The following is a 19,088-nucleotide window of genomic DNA, read 5'->3' on the forward strand; positions in this document are numbered from 1 at the left end:
CGTCCTCTCCTACTGTGCGGCGTTGCGGATGGTCGAGACCTGGTAGAGCGCCACCGAGGTCGCGATTCCTGCGTTCAGCGACTCGGTGGCGGCGCTGATCGGGATGGACACGATCTGATCGCACGTCTCTGCGACGAGCCGCGAGAGCCCCTTGCCCTCAGAACCGGTCACGATGACCACCGGACGGTCGGCGAGCTGAAGCGACGGCAGAGAGACATCGCCGTCGCCGTCCAGACCGAGCACGAAGACGCCCTGCTTCTTGAACTCCTTGAGCTGCGTGGTCAGGTTCACGGCGAGCGCCACGGGGATGCGTGCGGCTGCTCCCGCACTCGTCTTCCACGCCGCCGAGTTCACTCCGGCCGAGCGGCGCTGCGGGAGGATGATCCCGTGCCCGCCGAAGGCCGCCGTCGATCGGATGATGGCGCCGAGGTTGCGAGGGTCGGTGATGCCGTCGAGGGCGACGAACAGAGGAACCTCGCCGCGGTCGATGACCTGCTCGAGGACGTCCTGCGGGTGCGCGTACTCATACGGCGGCACCTTGAGCGCAACTCCCTGGTGCACGCCGTCGAAGCCGGCCATCCGATCGAGCTCCTGGCGAGTGACCTCGAGGATCGCGATATCGCGGTTCTTGGCCAGCGACAGCATCTCCTTGACACGGTCGTCCATCTCGACGCGCTGCGCGATGTATAGAGCGGTCGCGGGGATCTTCGTGCGCAGCGCCTCGAGCACCGAGTTGCGCCCGGTCACTGTCTCGGTGTCGCTCGTGTTGTCCTTCGAGCGCGCAGAGCGGTTCGGGTTGCCGCCCGAGGTCTGCCGCTGACCCGGCCGGCCCTTGCCGCCGGCGGCGGCGTAGCGCTCGGCCGCAGCCTTGCGCTTGCCCGCGACGTGCCAGCTGCGGTCCTCCGCCTTCGGGGTCGGACCCTTGCCCTCGAGCGCCTTGCGGCCGAGACCGCCGGTGCCCTTCGTGGCGCCCTTCTTCTTGCTGTTGCCCGCTCCCGGGCGGCCTGGCTTAGCCATCGATGCTCCAATGCGTTCCGTCCGGGCCGTCTTCCAGCGCGATGCCCGCAGACGCGATCGCGTCACGGATGCGGTCGGCTGCCGCCCAGTCCTTGTCTGCGCGCGCCTGAGCGCGCTGGTCGATCATGGTGCGTACGAGCGCGTCCAGAGCGGACGCCTCTGCAGTTCCGCTCTGCGCGGCGGCAGCGGCGCCGTCGAGTCCGAGCACGTCGAGCATCGCCCGAACGGCGGATGCTGCGGCGACGGCCGCTTCCATCTCTCCCGCGTCGAGCGCGGTATTGCCTGCACGCACGGTCTCGTGCAGCACCGCAAGCGCCTGAGGCACTCCGAGGTCGTCGTCCATGGCAGCGGCGAACGCCGCAGGAAGGTCGCGCGCCGCCACGGCATCCGATCCCGTCCGCGCGGCGCGCTGCAGGAACGTGCGGATGCGCGCGAGCGCAGCATCCGCCTCCGCGTACGTGGAATCCGTGAGGTCGAGACTCGAACGATAGTGCGCCGCCGCGAGCGCATAGCGCACGACGAGCGGATCGTTGTCGGTGAGCACGTCGGCTGCGAGAGTGAAGTTGCCCAACGACTTCGACATCTTCTGCCCACCGACGGTGATGAGACCGTTGTGCACCCAGTAGCGCGCGAACGCGTCGCCCGCGGCCGTCGACTGCGCCAGCTCGTTCTCGTGGTGCGGGAACCGAAGATCCAGACCACCGCCGTGGATGTCGAACTCGGCACCGAGGTACCGCTTGGACATCGCAGAGCACTCGATGTGCCAGCCGGGCCGTCCTGCCCCCCACGGCGAATCCCAGGTCGCGTCGGCCGGCTCACCGGGCTTCGCTCCCTTCCAGAGGGCGAAGTCCTGCGGGCTGCGCTTACCGCGCGGCCCTTCGACAAGCTCAGGACGCGTCTCTTCCTGCGCCTCCATCGCGTCGACGGACTGGTTCGTCAGCGCGCCGTACTCGGCCCACGAACGCACGTCGAAATACACATCGCCAGACGCATCGGGGGCCGGATATGCGTGCCCGCGCTCGATGAGTGTCGCGATCAGCTCCTGCATCTGCGGCACCGACGCGGTCGCCCGCGGCTCGTAGGTCGGAGGGAGGATGCCGATCCCGGCGTACGCCGCCGTGAACTCCTGCTCCATCCGGTAAGCCAGCGCCCACCACGGCTCCGCCGCGGTGGCGTTCGAGAGCACCTTGTCGTCGATGTCGGTGACGTTGCGCACGAACGTGACACGACCGAAGCGGTGCGCGAGCCAGCGACGCAGCAGGTCGAAGCTCAATGCGGCGCGGACGTGCCCGATGTGCGGGCCGGACTGCACCGTGGGTCCGCACACGTACATCGTGATGTTCTCGGGATCGAGAGGCACGAAGTCGCGCAGCTGCTGTGCGCGAGTGTCGTAGAGGCGGAGGGTCACCTCCCCAGCGTACCGGGGTCGCCTTCGAGATCGCGCCGGAAGTACACGGATTCCGGGTCATCGGTGTAGTCGCCGAAGGGCGGGCATTCGACGAAGCCCTCCGAGCGGTAGAGCCCGCGCGCCGCGGCGAAAGGCGCACCGGACCCGGTCTCCAGCCAGAGTGTCGTGATCCCCTCCGCCTGCGCTGCGACCACGAGGTGACGAAGAAGCAGCCGCCCGAGGCCCGTTCCGCGCACCGCATCCGTCGTGCGCATGGACTTCAGCTCGGCATCGCCGGCACTCATCCGGCGATACGCACCCATGCCGCCCAGTTCGCCGCCGCGGCGGGCGACGACGAAACGGACGTCGTCCGCGCGCAGCGCGGCGACCCCGACGGCGTGCACGCTCTCCGGCGGCGTCTGGCCGAGCATGTGACTCAGGTGCTCGTCGACGAGGGCCTGAACGTCGGCATCCGTCAGATCGTCATCACGCAGTTCCCACATGAGCCCCATGCTCGCACGTGCGTGTTTCCTGGCTATGACGCAGGCAGGAGCAGCGCGACCGCCGTCACGGCGATCCCCTCACCGCGACCCGTGAACCCGAGCCCGTCGGTGGTCGTGGCGGAGACGGAGACCCGCGCGCCTCCGAGCGCCGCGGACAACGCCGACTCGGCCTCGCGGCGTCGCATGCTGAAGCGCGGCCGGTTGCCCTGGAACTGCACGGACACGTTCCCGATGACGAAGCCCACCTCTGCGACCAGCTCGAGGGTTCGCGCCAGGAAGACCTCGGCGTGGGCGTCTGCGTATTCGGGATGCGCGGTGCCGAAGTGCTCCCCGATGTCGCCGAGGCCCGCAGCGCCCAGCAGAGCATCGACGATCGCATGGGCGACGGCGTCGCCGTCGGAGTGCCCCGACAGCGCGGGTTCCCCCGGCCACTCCAGGCCGGCGAGCCAGAGGTCTCCGGCGCCGCCGAAGGCATGCACATCCGTGCCGACCCCGATCATCGGGACGAGCGACACGGCGGCCTGCAGCGCGGATGCCGTCGTCTCCTCGCCTGTGGCGAGAAGGTGCTTCGCCCGCTCGAGATCTGCCGGGGTCGTGATCTTGAAGGCCAGCTCCGAACCGTCGATGTGGCGGACGGCATGCCCTGCGGCGGCGAAGAGCGCCGCGTCATCCGTGTACTCGGCACCGGACGCGATGGCGGTCGCGTATGCCGCCTCGAGAGGGATGCGCGCGAAGCCCTGCGGCGTCTGGGCGGCGGCGAGCTCGGAGCGGTCGACGGCGGCCACGATCGTCCCGTCAGCCACGCGCTTGAGCGTGTCGATGACGGGAAGCGCCGGGATGACCCCGGCGTCGCCGCTCACCGCATCCGCCACCGCGTCGATCTGCGACGGCGGCGTGAGGGCTCGCGCGGCGTCATGTACGAGGACCGTCGTGACATCGCCCCAGAGGGCCGCCAGACCGGCCGCCACGGAGAGCTGGCGCGTCCGACCGCCGGTGACGACCCTGCCGAGGTCGGCGCGATCGCCGGCAGCGGCGAGGAGCTCGCTCTCGGCCTCGCCCTCGAATCCGGCTGGCGCGACGACGATCACCTGCATCGGCCTCGCAGCGAAGACGCCGTCGAGGGCGAGACGCAGGATCGAACGCGTATCGACGCCCACGAACGCCTTGGGCGCCGTCTCGCCGAGGCGCGTTCCCGCACCTGCCGCCACGACGATCACCGCCGTCGTCGGCACAGGAATCAGAGTCACGCTCTCACCCTAGGCGAGAGCGTGCGACTCATCAGGACGCGAGGACCTCGTCGAGGAGCGAGCCGGCCTTGTCCTCGTCGATCTTCTCGGCGAGGGCGAGCTCGGAGATGAGGATCTGACGGGCCTTGGCGAGCATCCGCTTCTCCCCCGCGGACAGACCGCGGTCCTGATCACGACGCCACAGGTCGCGAACGACCTCGCTGACCTTGATCACATCGCCGGAGGCGAGCTTCTCGAGGTTCGCCTTGTACCGTCGGGACCAGTTCGTCGGCTCCTCCGTGAACGGCGCGCGCAGCACCTCGAACACGTGGTCGAGGCCCTCCTTGCCGATCACATCGCGGACCCCGACGAGGTCGACGTTCTCGGCGGGGACCTCGATGATCAGATCCCCCTGCGTGACGTTGAGCTTCAGATACTTCTTCGTCTCGCCCTTGATGATGCGGTCCTTGACCTCGATGATCGTCGCGGCACCGTGGTGCGGATAGACGACCGTCTCGCCAACCTCAAAAAGCATAAAAGCGTGTCCTTTCGGCAAACTCCAGAATACCACAGGGAACATGCACTAAGGTGTGCCCCGCACTGTCCGTCGGCGCTCCTCGCGTGCGCATAGAATGGATGTGCTCTGCCCGCCGCACTCCTGGAGGACCCGTGAAATCGCGCCTTGCTGCGTCTGTCGTTCTCAGCGCTGTCGTGCTGACTGCAGCGACGGGGTGCACGTTCATCACGCCGCAGGCGAGCACGATCCCCTACTCCGCCTCCGACGGCGTCAACGTCTCCGACGAGGGCGCTCCGCTGGCTGTCCGCAACGTCTTCGTCGTCGCCGACGAGAGCGGCGAGCTGGGCAACTTGATCGCCGGCATCGTCAACCCGACCGATGACGACCAGGTCCTCATCGTCCAGGTCAGCGGACTCGACGCGACGGAGATCGAGGTGCCGGCCGACTCGACCGTCAGCCTCGGCGGCAACGTCGAGCCGCTGCTCATCGAGGGCCTGAACGCCAAGCCGGGCGCCACCGTCGAGATCCACTTCCAGTCCGGAGACGGCAACGGCGTGAAGGCGAACGTCCCCGTGCTCGACGGCGCGCTGCCCTACTACACCGATCTCGTGCCGCAGCCCACCACTCCGGTCATCATCGACGAGGAGACGGCCACGCCCGTCCCGACGGACGCGCCGGACGAGGAGACCACCGAGGAGGAAGAGGGTCACTGACCCTTTCCCCTCGCGAAAGAGGCCGGCACCCGCTCAGGGTGCCGGCCTCTTTCGCGTCAGGCGCTCGGTTCTCGCTCAGCCCTCGAAGCGATAGCCGAGCCCGCGGACCGTGACGAGCATCGCCGGCTCACCGGGGTTCTCCTCGATCCGCGAGCGGATGCGCTTGATGTGCACGTCCAGGGTCTTGGTGTCGCCGAAGTAGTCGCTGCCCCATACCCGATCGATCAGCTGACCACGGGTGAGCACGCGCCCGGCGTTGCGCATGAGCACCTCGAGGAGCTCGAACTCCTTCAGCGGCATGTTGATCTGCTCGCCCGCGACGCTCACCGTGTGGCGATCGATGTCCAGGCTCACCCTGCCGCCGTCGAGCACCCGCTCGTCCAGCTCACTCTCGGCCTGCACCACACGGCGCAGCACGGCACGCATCCGCGCCAGGAGCTCCCTGGACGAGTACGGCTTGGTGATGTAGTCGTCGGCGCCGAGTTCCAGCCCGACGACGATGTCCACTTCGGAGTCCTTCGCGGTGAGCATGATGATCGGCACCGCAGAGGTGGAGCGGATCTGGCGGCAGACCTCCGTGCCCGGCATCCCCGGCAGCATCAGATCCAGCAGCACGATGTCCGCCCCGCGCTCCCTGAACGCCGCGAGCGCGCCTGGGCCGTCCTCGGCGATCTCCACCTCGTACCCCTCCCGACGCAGCAGATAGGCGAGGGGGTCGGCGAGGTCTGGCTCGTCCTCGACGAGAAGGATGCGGGTCATGCGCTCTCTCCAGTCAGGGCGCGGGCGGCCTTCGCCGCCTTCTTCGCGCGCTTCTTCTTGATCTTCGTTGTGGTCGTGTCGGCCTCCGGCGCCGTGCTGCGCGGAAGGCGGATGGTGAAGGTGGAGCCCCTGCCGGGGCGCGACCAGAGTCGGACCTCTCCGCCATGGCGCTGCACCGCGTGCTTGACGATCGACAGCCCGAGCCCGGTTCCTCCCGTGCGGCGCGAACGCGCCTCATCCGCCCGGTAGAAGCGCTCGAAGATGCGCTCGCGGTCGGCCTCCGAGATGCCGATGCCCTGATCGGCCACGGCGACCTCCACGACGTCGTCATCGGCCTTCACGCCGACGCCCACCCTGGAGCCCTTCGGCGAGTAGACGATCGCATTCGCGATGAGGTTGCCGACCGCCTCGATGAGGATCTGCGCGTCGCCGCGCACCCAGATGCCGCGATCGCCGCCCCTGACGAGCTCGACACCGGCGGAATCCGCCTGCACCGCATGGGCCTCGATCGACGCGGTGATCACCTCGTCGATCGCCACGTACGCGACATCCGACAGGCCATCCGCCGCCTGCAGGCGGGACAGGCTCATGATGCGGCCGGTGAGCTGCCCGAGCCGGGATGCCTCAGCGGAGATCCTGGCCGCGAAGACGCGGACCTGCTGCGGGTCGTCGGCTGCCGATTCGATCGCCTCCGCCAACAGGCTCACCGCTCCGACCGGCGTCTTCAGCTCATGACTGGTGTTGGCGACGAAGTCGCGGCGAACCTGATCCAGCCGTTCCTGCTCGGTGACGTCACGGATGATCAACAGCGTGAGCCTGGCGCCGACGATGCTGGCCCGCGCGGAGACCAGACGCGGATCGAGCGTCGATCCGCCACGGCTGATCCGCATCGTCTCGGTGTTCGAGACCCCGCTGGTCCGCACCGACCTCACCAGTTGACGGAGCTCGGAGTTGTCCAGCGTGGCGCCGATCTCGATGCCGAACCACGCAGCGGCGGCCGAATGCGCGAGCACCAGACCTGAGGCGTCGACGATGCAGGCGGCGTCGTCCATGCTCGCCAGAACTTCGGCCGCCCCCTGCGGGACCGTCGTCGACATCTCCTGCTCCGCTTTGGCCCTTGCGCGATACGCGAGCAGCAGGAGCAGCACCAGGCCTGCACCGATCAGCACGCCGAGTGCGAGGGCGAGCAGCGCGATCTGCGGCGTGGTCATAACCTCCAGCGTAGAGTGCGTTCACCGCCGCTTCGGCGGGTTTCCGCGCCGGAATGCGGGGACGAGAACTAGTATTCACGTTCTGGGCACCGTTCGTTAACCTTCAGCGAACACAATCGCTTCGGGCCCGCGCGAAGCGCCGTGCCCGAAGAACGGCACCACCCGCCGACGAGAACCGAAAGGTTGCGCCGCACATGCGCGAAGTCTTCCACCAGTCCCTCGAGGACCTCCAGTCCCGCCTCGTGGAGATCGCCGATCTCGCGACGGTGTCGATCGACAAGGCCACCAGAGCGTTCGCGGAGAGCGACGTGGCCCTGGCCGAGGAGGTCATCGCCGATGACGCCAAGATCGACGAGCTGGCCGTCACCCTCGACGAGCAGGCCATCGAGATCCTCGCCCGTCAGCAGCCGGTCGCGCGCGATCTGCGCATCGTCGTCACGGCGCTGCGGGTCAGCGCGTCGCTCGAGCGCATGGGCGACATGGCCGAGCACATCGCCCAGCTCGCACGCCTGCGCTTCCCCGAGCGCGCGATCCCCAAGGGCCTCAAGAGCACGTTCCGTCGCATGGGCGAGCTGGACGTCGAGATCGCCCGAACCCTGACGGAGCTGCTGCGCACGCAGGATCTGCGCCTGGCGGATGCCATCCGCAACACGGATGACGAGATCGACGAGCTGCACGCCAGCGTCTTCGAGAAGGTGCTCAGCGACAACTGGAAGGGCGAGGCCACCGCGACGGTCGACGCCACGCTCGCCAGCCGGTATCACGAGCGCTTCGCGGACCACGCGGTCGCCGTCGCGAAGAAGGTCGTGTACCTCGCGACCGGCGACTGGCACATCGACGAGGAGGACATCCCCCTCGCGATCGAGGCGCAGGAGGCCGAGCAGGAAGGCTTCGGCCACGCCTGATCGGCGTCTCGAGACCTCTCATTCACGACGAAACCCCGTCGTAGCCGCGTGGCTACGACGGGGTTTCGTCGATGAGGAGAGGTCTCGCGTTACTTCTTGCCCTGGGCGGCGACCGCGGCGGCCCCGGCGGCAGCGGCCTCCGGGTCGAGGTAACGGCCGGGTCCGGTCGGGACGTTGTTCTCGTCGAGCTCGTAGACGAGCGGGATGCCGGTGGGGATGTTCAGCTCGGCGATGTCCTCGTCGCTGATGCCCTCGAGGTGCTTGACGAGGCCGCGCAGCGAGTTGCCGTGCGCCGTGACGAGCACGGTCTTGCCCGCCGCGAGGTCGGGAACGATCGCGCTCTCCCAGTACGGCAGCAGGCGGTCGATGACGAGCTTGAGCGACTCGGTGCGCGGCACCTCGCCGTCGATTCCGGCGTAGCGCGGGTCGTTCACCTGGCTGAACTCGCTGTCGTCGTCGAGCACGGGCGGCGGAACGTCGAAGGAACGGCGCCAGAGCTGGAACTGCTCCGGGCCGAACTGCTCGAGCGTCTGCGCCTTGTCCTTGCCCTGCAGCGCGCCGTAGTGACGCTCGTTGAGGCGCCACGAGCGCGTGACGGGGATCCACAGGCGGTCGGCGGCGTCCAGTGCGATGTTCGCGGTCTGAATGGCACGGCTGAGCAGCGAGGTGTGCAGGACGTCGGGCAGGATGCCTGCCTCGGCGAGCAGCTCACCGCCGCGACGGGCCTCGTTCTTGCCCTGCTCGTTCAGTCGGACGTCCACCCAGCCGGTGAACAGGTTGAGCTCGTTCCATTCGCTCCGGCCGTGGCGGAGCAGGATCAGGGTGCGCGTCGCTGTCATGCCTCCAGTTTATCGAGGGCGGTCGCGGGCACCCAGCGGGACGCGGGAGAATCGACGCATGGCGTCATCTCCCCTCGGTCACCCCACACGGGGCACGACGGGGACGAACCGGCTCCGCCGCAACGACCGGTGGATCGCGGCGAGCACCGCGCTCCGCGCAGCCGAGGATCCCCTCGTCGTCGACCTCGGCTACGGCGCGAGCGGGGTCACGGCCTTCGAGCTCGCCGCCCGACTGAGACGAACGCGGTCGGATGCAGAGGTGCTCGGCCTCGAACTCGACCCTGAGCGCGTGGCGACGGCGCGCACCCAGCTCGAGGACGTCCGCGGAGGGCGCACGCCGTTTCCCTCCGACCTCCGCGTCTCGTTCGCCAGGGGCGGCTTCGAGGTGCCGGTCCAGGGCGGGCGCCGTCCCGCCGTCATCAGGGCGATGAACGTGCTGCGCCAGTACGACGAGGCGGATGTCGCGGATGCCTGGAACAGGGTCGCCTCCCGGCTCGCGCCGGGCGGGCTGTTCGTCGAGGGGACCTGCGACGAGATCGGCCGGATCGCGAGCTGGGTGGATATCGACGAAGATGCGACTCCCCTGCGCTTCACCCTGTCTCTCAGGCTCGCGGAGCTCGAGCATCCCGGCATCGTCGCCGAGCGGCTGCCGAAGGCGCTCATCCATCGGAACGTCCCTGGCGAGCGGATCCACGCGCTGCTCACCGACCTCGACCGGGAGTGGGACCGTGCCGCCGCCCTGTCGACGTTCGGCGCGACCCAGCGCTTCCTCGCCGCCGCGTCCGCGCTCAAGGCGCAGGGATGGCCCGTGCTCGGCGGGAAGGCGCGGTGGCGGCTGGGTGAGCTGACCGTGCCGTGGGAGGCCGTGGCACCCCGCCCGCTTCGACAAGCTCAGCGAGCTTCCACACCCTGAGCCCGAGTTCTCGTTCCCTGAGCTTGTCGAAGGGAACTCCACGGCACGCTTCTACAAGCTCAGCGAGCGGAAGAAACACGCACAACGAACGCACGCTTCGACAAGCTCAGCGAGCTTCCACACCCTGAGCCCGAGTTCTCGTTCCCTGAGCTTGTCGAAGGGAACTCCACGGCACGCTTCTACAGGCTCAGCGAGCGAGAGAATCACGCACAGCGAACGCGAGCTTCGACTAGCTCAGCGAGCTTCCACACCCTGAGCTCGAGTTCTCGTTCCCTGAGCTTGTCGAAGGGAACTCCACGGCACGCTTCTACAGGCTCAGCGAGCGAGAGAATCACGCACAGCGAACGCACGCTTCGACAGGCTCAGCGAGCTTCCACACCTTGAGCCCGAGTTTTCGTTCCCTGAGCTTGTCGAAGGGAACCTCCACGGCACGCTTCGACAGGCTCAGCGAGCTTCCGTTCCCTGAGCTTGTCGCAGGGAACGGCACAGCGGGCGTCGGTCAGCCGTCGCGCGGATCGGGGGCGGATGGGCGCCGCGAGAGGCGGGTCAGCTTCGGGACGTCCGCCGTCGCCCCGGCATCCGCGGGGACGATGACCTGCTGCGACGCGGCGATCTCTGCACCATCGGCGCGGACCACGAGGTCGCCCTCCGGCGCGCGTCGCGACAGGATGGCCAGCGCGATCGGGCCGTCCTCGTGGTGCCTGGCCACCGAAGTGACGTGTCCGATCTCCGCGTCACCGGCGAACACCGGGTCGCCAGGGGCGGGAAGCACGTCATCGCTGCCATCGAGCTGCAGCGCCGCGAGGCGGCGGGGAGGATGACCGAGATTGTGGACCTTGGCGACGGTCTCCTGCCCGCGATAGCACCCCTTGTTCAGGTGCACGGCGGTGCGGATCCAGTCGGCCTCATGCGGGAGCGAGCGCTCGTCCACCTCCGTGGACCAGCGCGGTCGCCATGCCGCGATGCGCAGCGCCTCGGCCGCGAGCGTCCCAGCGGCTTCGACCGCGGCGAGCGCCTGCTCGGCATCCTGGCCAGCGATCGCGACCCTCCAGTCGTAGTCCGCTGCGGGATGCTCGGCCGCCGCCGCGTACTGGTGGCCGCCGGCCTGCACGCGCCGCCATGGGTCGGTCCAGATGAGCGGGACGTCATTCGGCGCAGACACCGCACTCGCGATCGCCGCGTCGGCGGCCCCACCTGAGAAGTATCCGATCAGCTCGGCATCCGGATGCTCGATGATGCGCACGTCGGCGCGGAACACCATGCGCTTCAGCCAGGCGACGAGCGCTTCGGCATCCGCCTCATCGACGATCAGCCATGCCGACGCGCCGTCGTCGACGACTCCCGCGGCATGCTCGACCCTGCCCTGCGGGTCGAGGATCAGCAGCTCGCTGCTGTCGCCGGGGGCGAGCGACGCCGTGGCCTGCGAGGTGAACGAGTCCAGCCAGGTCAGCCGCTGCGGCCCCGCGACCTCGATGACCCGCCGATCGCCCAGCAGGACGACCGCATCGCCGGCGGCCAGCCGGCGCTGCTCGCGCATCGGCTCGCCGTAGTGCTGCACGATCCCGGCGTCTGAGACGGCGCCCGGTCGCTCGGCGAACGAGGTCATACCTTCGCCAGCCGTGCGGATGCGTGCGAGCCGAGCTCGGAGCCGAGCGCTGCGATGTCCCAGGCCCAGAGCAGATGGCCGTCGACGAGACCGTACATGCGCGTGGCTGCGCCGTACTCCTTGCCGCCGGCGCCGCGGACGATCGCATCCGTAGCGATGTCGATGCGCGGTCCCTTGATCTCACCGAGATAGAGCTCGAGCGATCCGTCGGAGTGCGCGAGCGAGACCTCGATCGGGAAGCCGCCGGATTCGGCCCGCAGCAGTTCGACGTCGTCCGCGGTCCTCGCAGGGCCGACCTCGACGGACGGCAGGAGCGCAGGTCCGGGGTCGGTGTCGGTCGCAGGCCGAGCGAGACGCCAGTAGCCGGACTCCGCCACCAGCGGGCGCGCCTCAGGCTGCTCGGTGTCCGTATCGGCGTCCGGATCGACGGGGACGAACCACGCCGTCGCCGAGTAGTTCAGGTACGGGCCGCCGTCATGGCTGAAGCTCACCCGGTGGGTGAACTCGCCGCGATGACGGTGCTCACCGACCGTGTAGTCGATGACGCCGGTTCCCTCCCAGACCCCGATGAGCCAGCTCAGCGGGACGAGGTCTGCAGGCAGATCGGTGGGAAGATCCAGCACGATCAGCGCTGGCCGCGGAACAGGTTCCGCAGCACGACACCGGAGACGAAGACGATCGCCAGGCTCGCGAGTCCGAGCAGACCGATGAAGAAGACCTCGAGCGCGAAGATGTCCATGCTCACACCTTACCCCGCGGGGATGAGCGCGGCGAGGCCGAAGCCGACCGAGACGAGCCCCATGAGCAGCAGAGCGCCCATGATGCTCCCCGAGACGCGGACGATGAAACCGTGCGTGCGGCCATACCCCAGTTGCACGGCGAACGAGAGCAGGACCGCCGCGCCGAAGGCGGCGAGCAGCGCAGGCATCCGCCACGCCTCCGACACGAAGACGCCGATCGCGAGGGCGCCCACGAGGGCCGCGATCCAGACCGCCAGCATGCCGCCGAGCGCGTTGCGCGGGGCCAGTGCGGGTTCCGACATGGCTCCTATTGTTGCGCATCCGTTGCCCCGCATCCCACCCGCGAGCGCAGCCCTGTCGGACGAGTCGGTATCATGGGCGCACGGCGTCGTACCAGATCGCCGTTGAGGGCGCCGGTTCTGACGCCCGGAAGGAAGTCGTGTGGCAATCCTGCTGGTCCTGACATCCGCATCCCCCGCGGAGCCGGTTCTGCCCGCCCTCGAACTGCTCAGCCATCGGGTGCGGCAGATCCCCGCGGAGCCCGCACAGCTGGTGTCGGCACCCGAGAGCGACATCGTGATCGTGGACGGCAGGTACGACCTCGCCGGAGCGAAGTCGCTGTGCAAGCTGCTGCGCACGACAGGACAGGATGCTCCGCTGCTGCTCGTCGTCACCGAGGGCGGCATGAGCGCCGTCTCCGGCGACTGGGGCATCGACGACGTGCTCCTCGCCACGGCCGGCCCCGCCGAGGCCGATGCCCGCATCCGCCTCGCGATCGCGAGGGGCGACGCCACGGCCGAGCCGTCGCGCGTCCAGGCGTCAGGGGTGACGATCGACGAGCAGTCCTACTCGGCCAAGCTGCATGGACGTCCGCTGGATCTCACCTACAAGGAGTTCCAGCTGCTGCACTTCCTCGCCACGCACCCCTCGCGCGTCTTCACCCGCGAGCAGCTGCTCAGCGAGGTGTGGGGCTACGACTACTTCGGCGGGACGAGGACCGTCGACGTGCACGTGCGGCGCCTGCGCGCCAAGCTCGGCGACGCCGAGCAGATCATCGGCACCGTCCGTAACGTCGGCTACCGCTTCAACGTCTACGAGGACGACCAGTACGCCGACGCGCGCTGATCGGCGGCATCCGAGTTCACGCGCTCGTCACCTGGCGGTGCTTAGATGAGACCCATGATCGATTCCGCACTCGCCGACGCCGGTCTCGGCGACGCCGACGACGATGACTTCGACGCGTTCGCGTCCGAGGACTCGCAGCTTCCGGACCACCGGTTCCTCGACAGGGAGCTGAGCTGGCTCGCCTTCAACCAGCGCGTGCTGGAGCTCGCCGAGGATCCGACGCTGCCGGAGCTCGAGCGGGCGAACTTCCTCGCCATCTTCGCCAGCAACCTCGACGAGTTCTTCATGGTCCGCGTCGCCGGCCTCAAGCGCAGAATCCTCACCGGTCTCGCCGTACCGACCAACGTCGGCCGCGCCCCGAGCGACGTGCTGGCGGACATCTCCCGCGAGGCGCACGCCCTGCAGCTGCGGCACGCGGCGGTATGGACGGACGCGGTCAAGCCCGCCCTGGCGGATGCCGGCATCGAGATCTCCGAGTGGAGCGATCTCACCGACGCGGAGCGCGCGGCGCTGGGCGAGTACTTCCAACTCCAGGTCTTCCCCGTGCTCATGCCGCTGGCGGTCGACCCCGCCCACCCTTTCCCCTACATCTCCGGCCTCTCGCTGAATCTCGCCATCCGGATCCGCAACGCGCGCACCGGGCGGCAGGACTTCGCCCGCCTCAAGGTCCCGCCGATGCTGCCCCGCTTCGTCGAGGTTCCAGGGGCGAGCGAGATCAAGCGGTTCCTCCGCCTGGAGGAGCTCATCGCCAACCACCTGGGCGACCTCTTCCCCGGCATGGAGGTGCTCGACCACCACGCCTTCCGCCTCACGCGCAACGAGGACGTGGAGATCGAGGAAGACGAGTCCGAGAACCTCATCCAGGCGCTCGAGGCGGAGCTGCTCCGGCGCCGTTTCGGGCCGCCCATCCGTCTCGAGATCACCGACGACATGGACGATCTCACCCTCGACCTGCTCGTCAAGGAGCTCGACATCACCGATCAGGAGGTCTACCGCCTCCCCGGTCCGCTCGACCTGCGCGGCCTGTTCGACCTCGGCCGTATCGATCGCCCGGACCTGCGGTATCCACCGCACCTGCCGACGACCGCGCTCGCCTTCCAGCCGGGCGACAACAACGAGCGCAGCGACATCTTCGCCGCCATCCGCAAGCGCGATGTCCTCGTGCACCACCCGTACGAATCGTTCGCGACGAGCGTGCAGGCGTTCCTCGAGCAGGCAGCCCGCGACCCGCACGTGCTCGCCATCAAGCAGACGCTGTACCGCACGTCCGGAGACAGCCCCGTCGTGCAGGCGCTCATCGACGCCGCAGAAGCGGGCAAGCAGGTGCTCGCTCTCGTCGAGGTGAAAGCCCGCTTCGACGAGGCGAACAACATCGTCTGGGCGCGCAAGCTCGAGAAGGCCGGCGTCCACGTGGTCTACGGCCTGGTCGGGCTGAAGACACACTGCAAGCTCGCCCTCGTCATCCGCGAGGAGGACGGCCGCCTGCAGCACTACGCCCACGTCGGCACCGGCAACTACAACCCCAAGACGAGCCGTATCTACGAGGACTTCGGGCTCTTCACCGCCGACGCTCAGGTCGGCAAGGACCTCACCCGCCTGTTCAACGAGCTCAGCGGCTACGCGATCGAGAAGAAGTTCAAGCGTCTGCTCGTCGCCCCCCTGCACCTGCGCAAGGGGCTGCTCCGCCAGATCGAGAACGAACGGCGCAACGCCCTCGAGGGCAAGCCGGCGCACGTGCGCATCAAGGTGAACTCGATGGTGGACGAGCAGATCATCGACGGCCTCTACCGCGCCAGCGCTGCAGGAGTGAAGGTCGACGTGTGGGTGCGCGGCATCTGCAGCCTGCGCACCGACCTGCCAGGCGTGAGCGAGAACATCACCGTCCGGAGCATCCTCGGCCGATACCTCGAGCACTCCCGGATCTTCGCCTTCCACAACGACGGCGACCCGCAGGTGCACATCGGCAGCGCCGACATGATGCACCGCAACCTCGACCGCCGTGTCGAGGCGCTCGTCCGCGTCACCGACCCCGCCCATGTGCAGGAGCTGCTCTCGCTGTTCGACCGCGCGATGGACGACGGGACGAACTCCTGGCACCTCGGCGCGGACGGCGTCTGGGAGCGGCACACCGAGGATGCGGACGGCAAGCCGCTCATCGACCTGCAGGACAGGACGATGAGCGAGGTCCGCAAGCGTCGGCGCACCAGGTCGGTGCGATGACCCTGAACGGGGCGCCGCTGGAGGTGGTGAAGGACGACAAGGCCGTGTACGCGGCCGGAGCCGTCGTCTGGCGGCTCGTCGAGGGCAAGCTCCGGATCCTCCTGATCCACCGCACGAAGTACCGCGACGTCACGCTTCCCAAGGGGAAGGTCGACCCCGGCGAGATGCTCGCGGAGACGGCCGTGCGCGAGGTGCGGGAGGAGACCGGCATCCGCGTGAACCTGGGCGCCCCGGTCGGCGTGAGCCGCTACTTCATGCGGCCGAAGCGCCAGAAGGTCGTTCACTACTGGGCCGCCGAGGCGACGGATGCCGCCATCCGGGCCTCGACGTTCGTGCCGAACAGCGAGATCGCCGCCATCGAGTGGGCTGGACTCAAGAAGGCCCGCCGACTGCTCAGCTATCCCGTCGACGAGGAGATCCTCGACGCCTTCGAGACGCTCGTCGACGACGGCGTGCTGCGTACCTTCCCGATCATCGCGCTGCGGCATGCCAAGGCCGTCGGACGTTCCGACTGGGACGGTTCCGACGCCTCGCGACCGCTCACCGAGCGCGGCAGGCAGCAGGCAAAGGCCGTCGTGGCGCCCCTGCGCGCCTTCGGCGTGCGCAGGATCATCACCAGCGACGCCGTGCGCTGCGTGCAGACCGTCGCCCCGCTCGCGAAGGCGCTCGATCGCGTGCCGCGTCAGACGGAGAAGATCAGCCAGGATGCCTGGGAGGACGGTCACTCCGACGTGCGCACCATCGTCGGCAAGCGCGTCCGCGCACGCAAGGCGGCCGTGCTCTGCAGCCACGGCCCCGTGCTGCCGGACGTCCTCGCAGAGATCGCCCTCGCGACAGGTACGCTGCGCGGATCATACGTCTCCAGCGCCTCGGCGCTCGAGGTGGGCGCCTTCTCCGTCGTGCACCTCTCCGTCAGCAACCCCGGTTCGGGGATCATCTCGATCGAGACGCACGTCCCCAAGGTCTGATCGCTTCGACAATCTCAGCGAGGGAGACGCGCTTCGACGGGCTCAGCGAGCGGGAGGGCGCTTCGGCATTGCCCGCTCCCTGAGCTTGTCGAAGGGCGCGGAATCCTGCGGACGCCGCCCCAAGGGGACGCACGCCGTTCACCTTCCGTTTACCTGCGCGGGTGAGTCTCGTAAACCACCACGCCTAGCGTCACTGTGTGCCCTGCACCGGGCCTCAACCAATCCACGATCGAAGGATCCACAGTGAAGATCTCCCGCATCGCACGAATCGGCGCCATCGGCGCCGTCGCCGCCCTCGCCCTCGCCGGCTGCGCCGCGAACGAGGCGCCCGCGGACGGCTCGTCCGAAGCCCCCGTCACTTCCGACCTCGCCGGCCAGATCGAGGCCACCGGCGCCTCCTCGCAGGAGGCCGCCCAGCAGGCCTGGGTCGCCGCCTTCCAGACCGCCAACCCCGAGACCACGGTCAACTACACCGCGACCGGTTCGGGCACGGGCCGCGAGAACTTCCTCGCCGGTTCCTCCAACTTCATCGGCTCCGACCGTGCGTTCAACGCCGACGAGCTCGCCGCCGGCGGCTTCGGCTCCTGCACCACCGACGACATCGTCGAGATCCCGGTCTACATCTCCCCGGTCGCCGTCGCCTTCAACCTCGAGGGCATCGACTCGCTCAACCTCGACGGTGCGACCCTCGCCGGCATCTTCGCCGGCACCATCACCAACTGGAACGACGAGGCCATCGCCTCGCAGAACCCCGATGTCGAGCTGCCCGACCAGGCCATCGTGCCGGTGCACCGCGCAGACGCCTCCGGCACGCAGGAGACCTTCACCTCCTACCTGAGCGCCGTCGCCCCCGACGTGTGGACCTCCGAGCCCAGCGACGAGTGGCCGCTGTCGACCGGTGAGGCCGGAGACGGCACCTCCGGCGTCGTCTCCGCGATCACCGCCGGCGTGGGCTACATCGGCTTCGCCGACGCCTCGCAGGCTTCCGGCCTCGGCCAGGTCGCCGTCGAGGTCGAGGGCGAGTACGTCCCGTACTCCGCCGAGGCCGCCTCCGCGCTCGTCGCCGCGTCCCCGCTCGAGGAGGGCCGTTCGGCTCACGACCTCGCCTTCGCCGTCGACCCGGCTGCGGCTCCGGCCGGCTCTTACCCGATCGCGCTGGTCTCGTACCTCATCGGCTGCGTCGAGTACGACGACGCCGAGACCGCATCGCTCGTCAAGGCGTACTTCGAGTTCGTCGCCTCGGCAGAGGGTCAGGACGCCGCGGCCGAGGCCGCCGGCAGCGCCCCGATCTCGGACGAGCTGCGCGAGCAGGTCAGCGCCGCGATCGACGCCATCGTCACCGAGTGACCCCGGTCTCGGCCAAGGGCTGAGACCTTGCCCCCGCGGCGCTGATCGACCGAATCGGCCGGCGCCGCGGGGGCACCCGCATGAAACAGACCGTCCCACCGAGAACCTGTGGAGCAGCTCAGATGACAACCACCACGACGGAGCAGGGCAACGCGCCGGCGCCCACGTCGACATCGCCTCTGAAGCGCATGGGGGATCGGATCTTCTCCGGCACCGCGCTCGGCGCAGGCATCATCATCCTCGTCACCCTGGCCGCCGTGGCGATCTTCCTGATCGTCCAGTCCATCCCCGCGCTCTCCCCTGACACCTCGGACAATCACATCCTCGAGGGCCAGAACTTCTTCGTGTGGGTATGGCCGTTCGTCTTCGGCACCCTGTGGTCGAGCTTCATCGCGCTCATCATCGCGGCGCCGATCGCGATCGGCATCGCCCTGTTCATCTCGCACTACGCACCCCGCCGCCTCGCCGGCGTGCTCGGCTACGTCATCGACCTACTCGCCGCCGTCCCCTCGGTGGTCTTCGGCCTGTGGGGCGCTCTCACCTTCGCGCCGATGCTCGTGCCGTTCTACAAGTGGCTGAACACCAACCTCGGCTGGATCCCGATCTTCTCCGGCACGCCGTCCGGCAGCGGCAAGACGATCCTCACAGCATCCCTGGTCCTCGCGGTCATGATCCTGCCGATCATGACCGCCATCTGCCGCGAGGTCTTCCTGCAGACGCCCAAGCTGCACGAGGAGGCGGCCCTCGCCCTCGGCGCGACCCGCTGGGAGATGGTGCGCATGGCTGTGCTCCCCTTCGCCCGCAGCGGCATGGTCTCCGGCGCGATGCTGGGTCTCGGTCGAGCGCTCGGCGAGACCATGGCCGTGACCCTCGTGCTCTCGCCGCTGGGAATCGTCACCTTCAACCTGATCAATCCGGAGAACCCGACGACGATCCCCGCGATCATCGCCCTGCGGTTCCCGGAGGCGCACGACGAGGGCGTCAGCACCCTCATCGCGGCCGGCCTCATCCTGTTCATCGTGACCTTCGCGGTCAACTTCGTCGCCCGCTGGATCGTCTCGCGCCGCGCCGAGTTCTCGGGAGCCAACTGAC

19 protein-coding genes are annotated in these 19,088 nt (G+C 68.8%); 8 read left to right on the forward strand and 11 right to left on the reverse strand.

Annotated elements, in window-relative coordinates:
• Window positions 1-9 precede the first annotated feature (9 nt).
• Genes rlmB through ACWGJP_RS15755 form a run of 5 tightly spaced genes read right to left on the reverse strand, consistent with a single transcriptional unit; the run spans window position 10 to window position 4,668 of the window.
• Entirely contained in the window at window positions 10-1,017 is a 1,008-nt protein-coding gene (rlmB, locus tag ACWGJP_RS15735) for a 23S rRNA (guanosine(2251)-2'-O)-methyltransferase RlmB (RefSeq protein WP_452330741.1), read from the reverse strand.
• Window positions 1,010-2,425 (reverse strand): cysteine--tRNA ligase, encoded by a 1,416-nt coding sequence (cysS, locus tag ACWGJP_RS15740; RefSeq protein WP_452330742.1) that lies wholly within the window; start codon window positions 2,423-2,425, stop codon window positions 1,010-1,012. The genes rlmB and cysS overlap by 8 nt, the downstream gene beginning before the upstream one ends.
• Window positions 2,422-2,907, reverse strand: coding sequence for a GNAT family N-acetyltransferase (locus tag ACWGJP_RS15745; RefSeq protein WP_452330743.1), 486 nt, complete (start codon window positions 2,905-2,907; stop codon window positions 2,422-2,424). The genes cysS and ACWGJP_RS15745 overlap by 4 nt, the downstream gene beginning before the upstream one ends.
• Before the next feature lie 32 nt (window positions 2,908-2,939).
• Entirely contained in the window at window positions 2,940-4,154 is a 1,215-nt protein-coding gene (gene ispD, locus ACWGJP_RS15750) for a 2-C-methyl-D-erythritol 4-phosphate cytidylyltransferase (protein ID WP_452330744.1), read from the reverse strand.
• Between the two features lie 31 nt (window positions 4,155-4,185).
• Complete coding sequence (locus ACWGJP_RS15755) at window positions 4,186-4,668, reverse strand: CarD family transcriptional regulator (protein ID WP_120229576.1); 483 nt, start codon at window positions 4,666-4,668, stop codon at window positions 4,186-4,188.
• Window positions 4,669-4,844: 176 nt separating this feature from the next.
• Between ACWGJP_RS15755 and ACWGJP_RS15760 the strand changes: the two genes are divergently transcribed.
• Window positions 4,845-5,363 carry a DNA modification methylase gene (locus tag ACWGJP_RS15760; RefSeq protein WP_452330745.1) on the forward strand — a complete coding sequence of 173 codons (519 nt, stop codon included), beginning with the start codon at window positions 4,845-4,847 and terminating at the stop codon, window positions 5,361-5,363.
• A gap of 75 nt (window positions 5,364-5,438) precedes the next feature.
• Here the strand turns inward: ACWGJP_RS15760 and ACWGJP_RS15765 are convergent, their stop codons facing one another.
• Entirely contained in the window at window positions 5,439-6,122 is a 684-nt protein-coding gene (locus ACWGJP_RS15765) for a response regulator (RefSeq protein WP_452330746.1), read from the reverse strand.
• Entirely contained in the window at window positions 6,119-7,333 is a 1,215-nt protein-coding gene (locus ACWGJP_RS15770; RefSeq protein WP_452330747.1) for a sensor histidine kinase, read from the reverse strand. The genes ACWGJP_RS15765 and ACWGJP_RS15770 overlap by 4 nt, the downstream gene beginning before the upstream one ends.
• A gap of 194 nt (window positions 7,334-7,527) precedes the next feature.
• Between ACWGJP_RS15770 and phoU the strand changes: the two genes are divergently transcribed.
• A complete protein-coding gene (gene phoU, locus ACWGJP_RS15775) occupies window positions 7,528-8,238 on the forward strand; it encodes a phosphate signaling complex protein PhoU (RefSeq protein ID WP_452330748.1) in 711 nt (236 codons plus the stop codon).
• An 89-nt stretch (window positions 8,239-8,327) separates the two neighbouring features.
• Here the strand turns inward: phoU and ACWGJP_RS15780 are convergent, their stop codons facing one another.
• Window positions 8,328-9,077 (reverse strand): phosphoglyceromutase, encoded by a 750-nt coding sequence (locus tag ACWGJP_RS15780; RefSeq protein WP_452330749.1) that lies wholly within the window; start codon window positions 9,075-9,077, stop codon window positions 8,328-8,330.
• Window positions 9,078-9,135: 58 nt separating this feature from the next.
• Between ACWGJP_RS15780 and ACWGJP_RS15785 the strand changes: the two genes are divergently transcribed.
• The gene (locus tag ACWGJP_RS15785; protein ID WP_452330750.1) at window positions 9,136-9,990 is read left to right on the forward strand and encodes a class I SAM-dependent methyltransferase; all 855 of its coding nucleotides are present in this window, start codon (window positions 9,136-9,138) and stop codon (window positions 9,988-9,990) included.
• A gap of 499 nt (window positions 9,991-10,489) precedes the next feature.
• Here ACWGJP_RS15785 and ygfZ read toward each other — a convergent pair whose 3' ends face one another.
• The 3 genes from ygfZ to ACWGJP_RS15800 all read right to left on the reverse strand — a co-directional run bounded on the left by ygfZ (window position 10,490) and on the right by ACWGJP_RS15800 (window position 12,638).
• The gene (ygfZ, locus tag ACWGJP_RS15790) at window positions 10,490-11,596 is read right to left on the reverse strand and encodes a CAF17-like 4Fe-4S cluster assembly/insertion protein YgfZ (protein WP_452330751.1); all 1,107 of its coding nucleotides are present in this window, start codon (window positions 11,594-11,596) and stop codon (window positions 10,490-10,492) included.
• A complete protein-coding gene (locus tag ACWGJP_RS15795) occupies window positions 11,593-12,219 on the reverse strand; it encodes an FABP family protein (protein ID WP_452330752.1) in 627 nt (208 codons plus the stop codon). The genes ygfZ and ACWGJP_RS15795 overlap by 4 nt, the downstream gene beginning before the upstream one ends.
• Window positions 12,220-12,344: 125 nt before the next feature.
• On the reverse strand, window positions 12,345-12,638 hold the full coding sequence (locus ACWGJP_RS15800; protein WP_452330753.1) for a hypothetical protein: 294 nt from the start codon (window positions 12,636-12,638) through the stop codon (window positions 12,345-12,347).
• 139 nt (window positions 12,639-12,777) lie between these two features.
• Between ACWGJP_RS15800 and ACWGJP_RS15805 the strand changes: the two genes are divergently transcribed.
• The 5 genes from ACWGJP_RS15805 to pstC all read left to right on the forward strand — a co-directional run bounded on the left by ACWGJP_RS15805 (window position 12,778) and on the right by pstC (window position 19,087).
• Window positions 12,778-13,461, forward strand: a complete 684-nt coding sequence (locus tag ACWGJP_RS15805) for a winged helix-turn-helix transcriptional regulator (RefSeq protein ID WP_452330754.1) — start codon at window positions 12,778-12,780, stop codon at window positions 13,459-13,461.
• Window positions 13,462-13,515: 54 nt separating this feature from the next.
• Window positions 13,516-15,681 (forward strand): RNA degradosome polyphosphate kinase, encoded by a 2,166-nt coding sequence (locus ACWGJP_RS15810; RefSeq protein WP_452330755.1) that lies wholly within the window; start codon window positions 13,516-13,518, stop codon window positions 15,679-15,681.
• The gene (locus ACWGJP_RS15815; protein ID WP_452330756.1) at window positions 15,678-16,649 is read left to right on the forward strand and encodes an NUDIX hydrolase; all 972 of its coding nucleotides are present in this window, start codon (window positions 15,678-15,680) and stop codon (window positions 16,647-16,649) included. Before ACWGJP_RS15810 ends, ACWGJP_RS15815 begins: the two co-directional genes overlap by 4 nt.
• Window positions 16,650-16,892: 243 nt before the next feature.
• Window positions 16,893-17,996: a phosphate ABC transporter substrate-binding protein PstS gene (gene pstS, locus ACWGJP_RS15820; RefSeq protein ID WP_452330757.1), complete on the forward strand. Its 1,104-nt coding sequence runs from the start codon at window positions 16,893-16,895 to the stop codon at window positions 17,994-17,996.
• A gap of 122 nt (window positions 17,997-18,118) precedes the next feature.
• Entirely contained in the window at window positions 18,119-19,087 is a 969-nt protein-coding gene (gene pstC / locus ACWGJP_RS15825; protein ID WP_452330758.1) for a phosphate ABC transporter permease subunit PstC, read from the forward strand.
• Window position 19,088: the final 1 nt, after the last annotated feature.

It is taken from the genome of Microbacterium sp. NPDC055903 (assembly GCF_053615555.1).

Coding starts and splice junctions, on each gene's coding strand:
- pstC (WP_452330758.1), top strand. CDS start 18,119: ATGACAACCACCACGACGGAGCAGGGCAACGCGCCGGCGCCCACGTCG.
- rlmB (WP_452330741.1), bottom strand. CDS start 1,017: ATGGCTAAGCCAGGCCGCCCGGGAGCGGGCAACAGCAAGAAGAAGGGC.
- ACWGJP_RS15785 (WP_452330750.1), top strand. CDS start 9,136: ATGGCGTCATCTCCCCTCGGTCACCCCACACGGGGCACGACGGGGACG.
- ACWGJP_RS15815 (WP_452330756.1), top strand. CDS start 15,678: ATGACCCTGAACGGGGCGCCGCTGGAGGTGGTGAAGGACGACAAGGCC.
- ACWGJP_RS15810 (WP_452330755.1), top strand. CDS start 13,516: ATGATCGATTCCGCACTCGCCGACGCCGGTCTCGGCGACGCCGACGAC.
- ACWGJP_RS15765 (WP_452330746.1), bottom strand. CDS start 6,122: ATGACCCGCATCCTTCTCGTCGAGGACGAGCCAGACCTCGCCGACCCC.
- ygfZ (WP_452330751.1), bottom strand. CDS start 11,596: ATGACCTCGTTCGCCGAGCGACCGGGCGCCGTCTCAGACGCCGGGATC.
- ACWGJP_RS15780 (WP_452330749.1), bottom strand. CDS start 9,077: ATGACAGCGACGCGCACCCTGATCCTGCTCCGCCACGGCCGGAGCGAA.
- ACWGJP_RS15770 (WP_452330747.1), bottom strand. CDS start 7,333: ATGACCACGCCGCAGATCGCGCTGCTCGCCCTCGCACTCGGCGTGCTG.
- phoU (WP_452330748.1), top strand. CDS start 7,528: ATGCGCGAAGTCTTCCACCAGTCCCTCGAGGACCTCCAGTCCCGCCTC.
- ACWGJP_RS15800 (WP_452330753.1), bottom strand. CDS start 12,638: ATGTCGGAACCCGCACTGGCCCCGCGCAACGCGCTCGGCGGCATGCTG.
- ACWGJP_RS15755 (WP_120229576.1), bottom strand. CDS start 4,668: ATGCTTTTTGAGGTTGGCGAGACGGTCGTCTATCCGCACCACGGTGCC.
- ACWGJP_RS15745 (WP_452330743.1), bottom strand. CDS start 2,907: ATGTGGGAACTGCGTGATGACGATCTGACGGATGCCGACGTTCAGGCC.